Source organism: Paraburkholderia sp. 31.1 (genome assembly GCF_014397645.1).
GTDB lineage: Bacteria > Pseudomonadota > Gammaproteobacteria > Burkholderiales > Burkholderiaceae > Paraburkholderia > Paraburkholderia tuberum.
Window position 1 is genome coordinate 1 of sequence record NZ_VZQN01000087.1, and the last position, 11379, is coordinate 11379.

The window sequence follows — 11379 nt, forward strand, 5'->3', positions numbered from 1 at the left end:
ACGGGAACAGATTGCACGTATTTTTGCCTCCCGGCTCGACGTTGCGGCGCCCGCGCAGAAGGGCGACACCTATCGCGTTTTCCACGGGCGCGATGCCGCGGCGCCACAGCGCAGGCGCGTGACGGCCGTCGAACTCCGCTCAGGCGCTAAGGTCTACCAGGCCGTGTGGTTTGTCGCACCGGGGCACGCCAACGGGGACTATTATTCATTCGACGGACGGCGGCTTGCCACTGAACCCTTTTCGATGCCGCTCGATTACGTTAGGGTCAGTTCGACTTTCGGCAATCGTGTCCATCCGGTCAGCGGCAAGCAGCATTTTCACACCGGCGTGGACTTTAGCGCGCCGAAGGGGACGCCCGTAGTGGCGGCCGCTTCGGGAACCGTGAAGTTCGTAGGCAACGAAAGCGGATATGGGCAGTACGTTGTGCTCAATCATCCACAAGGCTATACGACGTATTACGCACATCTGTCTAGCTTCGCCCGCGATTTGCGCGTTGGCGCGTCCGTGACTGAAGGACAACGACTCGGCGCAGTAGGCAGCACCGGCAGGTCCACGGGACCTCACCTGCATTTCGAGGTGCGGCGGAACAATCACCCTACCGATCCACTCGCATTGACGAGCCGAACTGGCGCTTCGCCGCTTACGGCCAGTCAGCGCATCGCGTTCGACGGTATGACGGGCGCCATGCGTGAGCAACTGGCGGCGTTAGCGGTCAACGCCCCGATGGTCAGGACAGCATCGAACGCCGGACGCACGCTGAACCACGCAGAGAATCCTAAAGACTCGTTGGTCTGAGTTACGACACTATGCTTCTCTGGATGAGTCGGTCGCTTCGCGCTCGGTGAGTCTCGCGTGCTTCAGTCGATATTTTCCGTGACTGGCATGTCAAATTGCCGAATGACGTGCATGCGAAATCGCATGACATAAGTTTGGCTCACCTGGTTGGCAAGGCAATCCGGAATCGGATTTCCGGTTGCAGCTTCTTACGCCTCGCAGGCCTCCTTGCGTGTCTGCCGCTTCTGTTGCGCGTTCGCGCTGTACCGGCAGCGTTTGAACCGATTGCTCACCTGAGCATGAGCCGACGCGAATCGCGTCAGATAGCGCGCTGATTTGAAGCGTGCAACACTTTTTCGCGCACTCGCGTCGGCTGGTGCGAGTTCTCCGCCCGGTTGTGCAATTCTTTGTGCTGTCGGGGTTCCACGTTACTGGTGATCAGAACACGCGGAGCGCGGCGGTGCTTCCTAAGCAGATCACGCATGATGTGCGTCGCCGCATGCCACTCGCGCCGGCTTTGTGCGAGTACATCCGGTACCGCGCCAGGCTGGTCCATCGCACGCTACGGCGGGTACTGCTTGCCGTCGATCGTGATCACCACTTCGTTGAGGTGCCACCTGTTGGCCCGGTCCAACGCGGTGGAACGGATGCGTCGAGCAATGGCAAGCCCGAACTTCACCGATCAGCGTCGCACCGTTTCGTACATGAGCTCAATGCCGCGCGCAGCCAGCGATTCTCTGGCTATGCGCAAGTATCGCCACACCGCCTAGCCAATCACGTCGGACGGAAATCGGTAGCCGGCATAAGAAATGACGTCTGTGCCAGGTGTGTTGGGTTGCTTCTCACCGCGACCCCGTCAACATGCCAGCAACGTGAAGATACCTGCACGGGTGAGGCGGCATTTTCGAATGTCGTAAAGACCACAATTCTGAGCTGAGTGCAGGATACTTTCGCAGCACGAAGGCTAAAAACCTCAAGCCGTCACCGTACTATCCCCATGGCATCGCGTATTCCGTGACGAGGATGTCGCAAGAGGAAGCGTCTAGCGACTTGCCTGGTTCGCCTGAGTTCTTCGCCGTGCCTAAAACGTCTAGTGGGAGGACTACAGCCAGTTATTGCTTAATGCCGAAAAAGCACCGCGGGATGATCGTCAGCGAGCACGATGCGGGATCTTCATTGCGCTCAATACAGTCTCCACAGAGATGAGTGAGGCAGGGGTGAAGAACCACTGTTGGCAAAAATGTTCGCAAGTACTGACTCGTCCGAACCTACTCGCGAAGCCTTGACTCACACTCAGTGCGCACGCCGGCACGTTGACGGGTCTGATTATTATTTGCTTTCGCATCGCATGGGTCTGATTTGTGGGGGCGGCTGATCGGATCCGCTCTCGCGCCGCGATAATCGTTTTGGTTCGGTGCGCTACGTCAGTGTGATTGTCAAAGGTGCATCGACAGTCTCCAGAACGAACCGGTGCCGCCATGTCCTCCGCTCCACAGAATGATGCCTTGAACCAGTTGCAGCGCTACAAGAAGCTGCTGGTGTTCGGTGGTGGATTGGTGACCACGATCATGATGCTTTTCGCTTTCATGCTCGCGGCGTTGTCGGCAGTACGCGGGCAGGTTGCAGCCGAGCGGCAGAACTTCCTCGTCGATCGCAACCTCGTCATGAGCGAAGTCAACTCGAGCGAAGCATTGTTCCGCTCCGCGCTAGTCAGCGCGGAGCTGGCGTGGCAGGACGCGGATCAGGTCGATCTTGAGCTAATCACGCGATTTCGCAGTCAGGGGTACGCATTCGTGCCATTACCCATGTCCACGGCACAACCGCCGTTGTTGTTCGACATGCCAGGTAAATCCCTGACCCACGATGAACGCCGTCGCTATCTTGGTCTCACTGCACAACTCGGCCGTGTCAGCGCAGTAAATTCATTGGTGCGGGGCCAGCAGGCGAGCCGCTATTTCTATGGTGCGCAGCACAATATTGCCGGAATTCTGTCTGCGCCCTTGCCCCACCAGGCAGCGATGGCCGGGACGTCTGCCGGCCGTGCGCATTTGATTGCGGATCTGGGGGATGGTCTGGCCGGCATCCATGCGGGCGAGCAACCCGATAATCGCCGGCCCGTATCCTGGATGCTGCCTGCTATCAGTCCCTTGACGGGAAAAATGGCGATTCGCATCGCCGCGCCGGTGTTCTCAGACGGATCACCGTTTGCGATCCTCGTGACGGAATACGACCCGGAGATCTTGACAGCACCTCTGACCGTTGGCGGGTTCGATGGCACGTATATGGTCGTGTCAGAGAAAGGAGAAATAGTAGCGAGCACAGCCTGGAATGAGCAGGCCCCTGCATTGATTGATCGCGTTCGGGCGTTAGGTGTCGCGGGAGCGACCGGCAGCATGCAACGCGAAACCTGGCGGGACGGTGTATTCACGATTGCGGATCGTCTTGGCGATACGGGCTGGGTGCTTGTCTATGTATTTACATGGCGCGACGTTGTTGCGGGCATCGGCAAACAGATCGGTATCGGTGCTGTGCTCACGCTTGCGACGCTTGCCGTCGTATGGGGGTTTCTGATCTATCTCAAGCAACGCGTTTTCCGGCCGGCAATTGAGCGATCGCGACGGGTGTTCGAGAGTGAGCACCTGAGCCGCATGCTGGTCGAAACGGCGCCAGTGGGGCTGGGGCTGATCGCAGTGGAGAGCGGAAAGGCGCTATTGCGTAGCCCGACGATGATTGACGCTGCGGCGCGGGTAGTCGTGCCGACCGAGACGCTGTCGGCGGAATTGGTTCGACGTCACCGGGAGCGCGGCGGGGCAACGGGGGCGAACGGCATGCTGCACGAGGAACTGACGCTCCCTACGCGCGAGGGCGGGGCGATGGACCTCTCGGTGAGCGTTGTGCCGGCGCGCTACCAGGGACAGGACGTGCTTGTGACGGCGTTCACGGACATCACGGCGGGAAAGCGTCTGGAGCGGCAGCTACGTGACGCGAAGCAGGCGGCCGACTCCGCCAACGCGGCGAAATCGGCGTTCCTTGCGGCGATGAGCCATGAGATCCGCACGCCGCTGAATGCAATCATGGGAAATCTGGAACTGCTGTCGCGCTCGCAACTGGATGCGTTGCAGCGCGACCGTCTGACGACGATCCGGGCCTCGGCGGACGGACTGCTTGAGGTCGTCAGTGATGTGCTGGACTTCTCGAGGAGCGAGGCCGGCGAGATGAGACTGGAGCGGATCGCATTCGACGCGCAGGAGGTGGCGTCTCGGGCGCTGTTGATGTTCGGACCGCTGGCGCGCGCAAAGGGCGTGAGGCTGTCGGGCGTGTTCGGAACGTCGCCGGTGCTGCCGATGCAGGGTGATCCGACTCGGCTTGGCCAGGTGATGAACAACCTGCTGGCGAATGCCATCAAGTTTACGGCGTATGGGGAGGTGACGCTGCGGTTGTCGGTGGAGGCGGGCGTGGACGATCAGGACGCGATGTTGACGATCGAGGTGGAAGACAGCGGGATCGGGATGTCGTCGGAACAGCAGGCGCTTCTGTTCCAGGCGTTCAGCCAGACGGATGCAACGATCAACCGTCGCTTTGGCGGCACGGGTCTTGGCCTCGCGTTGTGCGCGCGGCTGATCGATGCGATGGGCGGTACGATCGCCGTGCGCAGCGAGCCAGGTCAGGGCAGCTGCTTTACGGCGCGGGTGCCGCTGGGCGAGAGCGAAGGCGAGTCGGACATGCCGCGTTTCGCGGGAGAGCGGATACTGTTCGTGGCTGCGGCGGACGCCTGGCACACGTATGCAGTAGCAGCGCTGGAGGCGTGGGGACTGCAGGTGCAGGCATACCGGCATCCGGCGCAACTTCACCCGGCGATGTTGAACGAGGCGGACGCGCTGATCCTCTGCGGCGAGCGTGACACCTGGCACGCGGATGATGAAAGCGGTTTGTTAGCGGAGTCGTCGTGGGTGATCGACAGTAGTACGGAAGGTCCGGCATATCCGGTAGCGGTAGAGCCGGTAGTCAGGGTCTCGAGCTACAGCCTGAAGGGGCTTGTGGCGGCGTTGCGGTACACCTTGCAAGGCGAGGCGCTCCAGGCGTGCGATGAGACGCAGCAGGTGCTGTCGTCGCGCCGGTTGAAAGTGCTGATCGCGGAGGACAACGCGGTGAACCGTCAACTGTTCGAGGAGCAGTTGAGGATGCTGGGCTGCGAGACGCGGGCGGCAGAAGATGGGCAGCACGCACTGGACTGGCTATCGCGGGAACGCTTTGATGTGCTGCTGACGGATCTGTCGATGCCGGTACTGGACGGCTACGCGCTGGCACGCGAAGCACAGGTGCACTGGCCGGACATGCCGATTGTGGCGGCCACGGCGAGCGCAACGCTGGAGGTGCGAAGGTGGTGCGAGGCGGCCGGCATGGCACGCGTGGTGACCAAGCCGCTACAACTGGATGAGTTGTCGGCGGTTCTGTCGGAAGTGACTGGCGTGCCACGCGTGGTGATAGAAGCGGATGGAAGCGAGCCCAGGCGCGACGGCATGCTGGGGGGGCGAGCCGTCCCGGAACAGACGCGTGAAATGTTCCGGAAGTCGTGTGAGGCATCGCTGACGGTGATCCGTGCGGCACACAATGACGGGGATGCAACCCGGTTGCTGGCTGAGTTGCATTCGCTGCGAGGCGCGTTAGCGGTGTTTGGGCATGACGCCCTGGCAGATCAATGCGCCCGGCTGGAAATAACGATATCGAAGGATGGTATTCAGATGGCGCAGAAAATGATTGAGACTCTTGGCGCCCGTTTGCGCACCGATGTTCTGACCGACACGAAAACACTGCGTGAAGTTCTTGCGGAGGTATCAGAATCTGAGTGTCCTGAGGTCGGTTGAGAAATCTGATTCTGGTGAAAGGACGTCCGCAGGATGGGTTATCAACGTGACGATCCAGTGCTAGCGCATGCTGAGGCGGTTTGTCAAATAAGCCTCGCATGCGGCGCCCACGTTTACGCGTGGGTTGATGACTGTTCGGGGCCCGGCCTCATGTTCGTCAAGCAGGGAAGGGAGGGTGCGCGGGGGTGTCCGGAATTTTGTGTAAACAGGTTGAGGTTTAACCCGGCACCAGCCGCTCTTCGAACTGGATCGTGAAACGGTTCAGTGCGGCCTTCCAGTCGCGGATCGGCATCGTCCACTTCTTGCTGATGTTGTTCAGGGCCAGGTAAAACAGCTTGGTGACGGCCTCATCGGTCGGGAACGAGCTGCGGGTCTTGATCACCTGCGCAGGCTCATGTTGATCGATTCTATGGCGTTCGTGGTGTCCCCGAAGGGGACTTCCTCCGGGGCGTAAATCACCTTCCTGATCTCCGGTGGGTAATCGAAGAACGGAATCACCCGTGCCCAGTTGCGTCGCCAGCTCTGCCCGATGGACGGATAGTCCCGGTCCCACCTGGCCTCGAAGGCGCCCAGCATCTGTTCGGCCATCTCGACGGTCGATGAAGTGTAAATCGTCTTCAGGTCGGCGGCGACTTCCCGCTGCATTTTCCACGGCACGAAGTTCAGGCTGTTGCGCACCATGTGCACGATGCACAGTTGCACGGCCGCTTTGGGGTAAACCGCTTCAATGGCTTCAGGAAAGCCTTTAAGCCCGTCGACGCAGGCGATAAAGATGTCCTGCACGCCGCGCGTCTTGAGCTCAGTGACCACCTGCAGCCAGAACTTGGCCCCCTCGGTCTGGGCGATCCACAGTCCCAGGACTTCCTTGTGGCCGGCCATGTTCACGCCGATGGCCAGGTACACCGCCTTGGTCCGCACCGCGCCGCTGTCGCGCACTTTGACGTGGATGCAGTCGAGATAGACAATCGGATAGAGCGCGTCGAGCGCACGGGCCTGCCAGACCTTCACCTCATCACTGACGGCGTCGGTGACCGCCGAGATCAGCGTCGGCGAGACCTCCGTGCCGTACATTTCTTCCAGGTGCCCCTGGATCTCGCGCACGCTCAGGCCACGCGCATACAGCGAAATGATCTTGTCGTCGAAGCCCGCCCAGCGCGTCTGATGGCGCTCCACCAGCTTCGGCTCGAACGCCCCCTGACGGTCGCGCGGGATATTGAGCGGCAACTCGCCAAACTCCCCCTGCAGCGTCTTGGCGCTATGACCATTACGGGTGTTGCCCGTGGCATTGGTCACCGTTTCGCTCTTGCCATGGCCCGGGTGCTCGGACATCTCCATCTCTAACGCACGCTCCACCAGCATCTTGGTCAGCTGCTTGAGCAGGCCGTTCTCGCCTATCAGGTCTTCCGGCTTCTGGTAATTCGCCAGCAGGCTGTCTGCCAGCTTGACGAGCTCAGGATCGGGTTTCTCTCTTTTATTGCGTTTCGCTACGGTCATCTATGCTCCTGTTGCCGGCAGTCTCCTGCCAAATGACCGTTTACACAAAACTTTTTACACCCTCGGTGACCGAGAAGCGGCGATTTTGATTTCTTCATCTGACCCTCTTCGCGACGACCTCAGCTACTTGACAACGTCGACAATGGCCCGGCTCTCGGTTCCAGGTGGCCAGCCCTCGGAAACCCGACACCTACGAGGGAAAGCCATAAATTCTCCAGTCAGTCGAATTTGCCCCACTTTTTTTGCTTTCCAGTTTTCCAGAGGGTATTCTCGGATAAGTCAGATTCGGGTACATTGAGCTTGCCGTCGCGGCCCGGTTCATCCCATTTCCGCGGAGCTTTGCATGAGCAAAATGAAAATCCGTGTCGTGCTGGCCGACGATCATCCGGCACTCCTTTCCGGTATCAAGCACGAACTTTCCGCTGTACCTACGCTGGAAATTACAGGCACGGCAGGAGACTCCGGCGAGCTCATCAAGGTGCTGAACAGCGCCCCTTGCGATGTCCTCATTACCGATTACGCGATGCCCGGTGGAGAGTACGGGGACGGCTTGACGTTGTTGGCATTCTTGCGACGAACCTACCCGGCGCTCAAGATCGTAGTCTTCACGACTATCGAAAACCCTGCCATTACGCGTGAAATGTCAAAGCGTGGCGTGCATTCGGTGTTAAGTAAAGCTCATGACACGAGCCATTTGATCTCCGCGATTCACGCTGTCTATGCGGGCGCCACCTACTTTCTTTCTACCTCGCGAAGCCTGAAAGACGCTATTCCGGATTCCTCTCCTGGTCGGAACGAACGCACCCAAACGCTGAGCATGCGCGAAACGGAAGTCATCCGGCTGTTCGTGTCAGGTATGTCTGTGAATGAAATCGCCGACCGACTACATCGCACTAAGCAGACAATCAGTGCCCAAAAGACCCGCGCGATGCGAAAGCTCGGGATTGAACGGGACGCCGACCTGTTTCACTTTGCATACGAAGCTGGGCTCGGTGTGGCGACCGATGGGTCGCAGCCGGAGATCTGACCGGATCAGTCTTCGCATCACACGCGTCCAAACTCATCGCTTTTGCGCTTTTAGTGTTTTTTGTTGCGATGCTACCCTCGGTCGCGTATGCACTTAAAGGCCCTCGTCGCCGCTCTCATCTCGTCGTCAGGGTTTGCCGTCGCGTGGCTGCGTCGGATCGGACGCATCATGGGCACCGTCTTCCGGTACGAGGGTAGGCGCCGTGTCAATCGAACACTTGATCAGCTCGATGTCGTTTCCCACGCCTAGCTTGCGCATTGCGCTGGCTTTCTGCGAACTGATGGTTTGTTTACTGCGCTTGAGTTGCGCTGCGATTTCGTTGACCGACCGTCCCGACACGAAGAGTCGGACCACTTCGGATTCGCGTGCAGTAAGCGCTCGACTGCCGGAGGTAGGCGTATCCACGTTGAGTTGCCAGACAATCTTTGAAATGGTTGGAGAGAAATAACGTGCGTCCGCATATGTGCCGTGAATCGCGGCGACCAGATGTTCCATCGGGTCGGCCTTGCTCAGAATGCACTGAATGCCGAGCTTGAGCAGCGAGCGGATGATACCTGGGTTGTCGATCATCGTCAGCACGACAATGCGCATGGCCGGGTCTCGGCGCCGCAAAAATGAAAACAGCGTAATGCCGTCACCGTAATTGCCGCCCGGCATGGAATAATCGCACACCAGTACATCGCATGGCTGCGTGCCGAGTTCCGCGATCAGCTCGGTCGAGTTTGTGCAGGTGCCCACTCTTGATGGTACGGTGTTCTTCAAACATGTAAATCAGTCCGGCAACGATCGCAGGGTGATCGTCGGCAAACATGACCTGGATGGCGGCATTCTCCATTTGGGGCGTCCTTTATCTCCGGGCACAATGCCTTGCATTACAACGCGCCCGCATAAGCAATTCGACTATGAGAAAGCGGGACCGTGTTCCTGGGGCTGGTCAGCCTGTCTGTCAGGTTTCTAACCTTAAATCGGTGCCATTTCATGTTTCACCGCACTGAGACGAATTTAAATCGACAAACGTCGGACTTTAAGTTCATGTTACTAGAGCGTGTTAGGAACTTTGCATAATCGGTGCAGCATGAACGAGCATAAGCATGGCGAAGACGACGAAGTGCAGGCCTGCCAGCGTTTCAGGCAAGCGCTCGTAATCGCGTGCAAGGCGCCTGAATCGGTTGAGCCAGCCAAAGCTGCGCTCGACCACCCAGCGACGGGGCAGCAGCACGAAGCCCTTCTTCGCCTCAGACAGTTTGATGACCTGCAGCTCAATGCCTTCTTCGCGTGCGGCCTGCGCAGCCGTGTCGCCCGTATAGCCCTGGTCAGCGAATGCAACTTTCACCGTCTGACCGGTTACGCGCTGAACCTGACGCACGAGCTCGCCCACCTGGGCGCGCTCCTGCTCGTTGGCCGGTGTAATATGCACCGCGAGCAGCAGGCCGAGCGTGTCGACAGCCATGTGGACTTTGCTGCCTCGCTTGCGCTTGTAACCGTCGTAGCCCGCACGCGGGCCGCTTTCACACGTGGACTGCAATGTGCGTCCATCCAGGATGACCGCACTGGGCTGGCCTTGCCGTTCCTGAGCCACGCGCAACACCGAGCGCAAATCGTTCACCATCGCCTCGAAGCAACCCGCATTCAGCCAGCGTTGCGTTTGCTGGTAGACCAGTTCCCACGGCGGGAAGTTGGTCGGCAGCATACGCCAGGACGCGCCGGCGCGCGCCATCCAGCGCAGCGCGTTGAACATCTCGCGCAGTTCGTATCGGCGCTGCGGTGCGTCTTCGCTCATCAAGCTCAGGTACGGAGCGGCGAAGCTCCATTCCTCGTCCGAAACATCCGTTGGGTATGGCTTGCGTTCTGTCATCCCGCCAGGTTACCAGGTCTGACACAAAGTGCCTAAGGCAATGCTGATCAAGTCCACCGAGTTGGTACTTCACGCGTTATATAGATCGTGTTTAAAGAGGCAGGCAGAACAGGATGAAACAGCAGACGCTGGCGATGGCAGCCGATCAGGGAGCGGGTTTCGAGACGCACCGCAAACGCACGCGGCGCGACGAGTTTCTCGACACGATGAATGCGATCGTGCCATGGGCGCAGTTGTGCGCGGTGATCGAGCCGCATTATCCGAAGCGCGGCAATGGCCGCCCGCCAATTGGTCTGGAGCGCATGCTGCGGATCCACTTCGTGCAGCACTGGTTCAATCTGGCCGACTTCGCTTGCGAAGAGGCGCTCTATGACAGCGCCAGCCTGCGTCGCTTTGCGGGCGTTGATCTGGGCTGCGAAGCTGTGCCCGATGCGACGACGCTACTCAAATTCCGGCGCCTGCTGGAGACGCACAAACTGGGCGAGCAATTGTTTGCCGAAGTGGGCCGGGTGCTGCAGGCTGGCGGCCTGAAGCTCAACAGCGGCACCATCGTGGACGCGACGATCATCGGCGCGCCGAGTTCGACGAAGAATGAGCACAAGGCGCGCGACCCCGAGATGCATCAGACGCGCAAGGGTCGCCAATGGTATTTCGGCGCCAAGCTGCACATCGGTGTGGACAGCCAGAGCGGCCTGGCGCACAGCGCGGTGTTCACGCCGGCCAATGTGCATGACAAGCATCCACTGCCGCAATTGCTGCACGGGCAGGAGCGGCGCGTCTACGGCGACAGCGCCTATGCGAGCCAGAAGGAACTGATCCACAGCAAGGCGCCCAGGGCGCGCGACTTTACCAATCAGCGCACGCGCCGTGCGGGCGGCGAAGTCGACGAGGTGCAGCGTGGCAAGAACCGCAACAAGTCGAAGATTCGCGCCCGGGTGGAACATGTCTTCGCGGTCGTGAAGCGACTGTGGGGATTTACCAAGGTGCGCTATCGCGGGCTGGCAAAGAACGCCAACCGGGCGTTCGTCGCGCTCGCGCTGGCGAACGTCTACCTGTCGCGAAAGAAACTGATGGCACCGGTACGCCCATAGTGGGCGAAAGGCGGGCAAAGTGCCCGCCCAACGGGCCTGCGAGGGCCGAAAAGCAATGGCTTAAGCTCGGCCTCATGACTTGGCGACGTTCAAGTCGCTGACACGTCGCCGATTTAGTGGCTTGTTCAGCTTAGCCCTAACACGCTCTAGTAACGATACAAGATTAACAGGCGAATAGTGGGTTGGCCACCGTTGATCCTGGCGGCCCTATCTGGTCAGACAATCGCGCGCGGAAATCAGTGCTTGTGAAAGGCTGCGAACTAAAAATTCGT

The 11379-nt window shown here is 59.6% G+C and carries 5 protein-coding genes and 2 pseudogenes; 4 read left to right on the forward strand and 3 right to left on the reverse strand.

Annotated elements, in window-relative coordinates; translation table 11 throughout:
* Both F6X37_RS34335 and F6X37_RS34340 read left to right on the forward strand, forming a co-directional pair.
* Positions 1–796: M23 family metallopeptidase (locus F6X37_RS34335; protein ID WP_187614469.1), on the forward strand; the 796-nt coding region annotated here is incomplete at its 5' end.
* A 1457-nt stretch (positions 797–2253) separates the two neighbouring features.
* Positions 2254–5640, forward strand: a complete 3387-nt coding sequence (locus tag F6X37_RS34340; RefSeq protein WP_187614471.1) for an ATP-binding protein — start codon at positions 2254–2256, stop codon at positions 5638–5640.
* Positions 5641–5857: 217 nt separating this feature from the next.
* Here F6X37_RS34340 and F6X37_RS34345 read toward each other — a convergent pair.
* Positions 5858–7134: pseudogene (locus tag F6X37_RS34345) on the reverse strand (IS256 family transposase).
* Positions 7135–7477: 343 nt separating this feature from the next.
* Between F6X37_RS34345 and F6X37_RS34350 the strand changes: the two are divergent.
* Positions 7478–8161, forward strand: coding sequence for a response regulator transcription factor (locus F6X37_RS34350; RefSeq protein ID WP_187614472.1), 684 nt, complete (start codon positions 7478–7480; stop codon positions 8159–8161).
* A 126-nt stretch (positions 8162–8287) separates the two neighbouring features.
* Here the strand turns inward: F6X37_RS34350 and F6X37_RS34355 are convergent.
* Positions 8288–8996, reverse strand: a pseudogene (locus F6X37_RS34355) (response regulator).
* A 213-nt stretch (positions 8997–9209) separates the two neighbouring features.
* The gene (locus F6X37_RS34360) at positions 9210–10016 is read right to left on the reverse strand and encodes an IS5 family transposase (protein WP_187614473.1); all 807 of its coding nucleotides are present in this window, start codon (positions 10014–10016) and stop codon (positions 9210–9212) included.
* 113 nt (positions 10017–10129) lie between these two features.
* On the opposite strand from F6X37_RS34360, the gene F6X37_RS34365 reads away from it, so the two are divergent.
* Positions 10130–11107: an IS5 family transposase gene (locus tag F6X37_RS34365; RefSeq protein ID WP_187614474.1), complete on the forward strand. Its 978-nt coding sequence runs from the start codon at positions 10130–10132 to the stop codon at positions 11105–11107.
* The last annotated feature ends 272 nt before the right edge of the window (positions 11108–11379 follow it).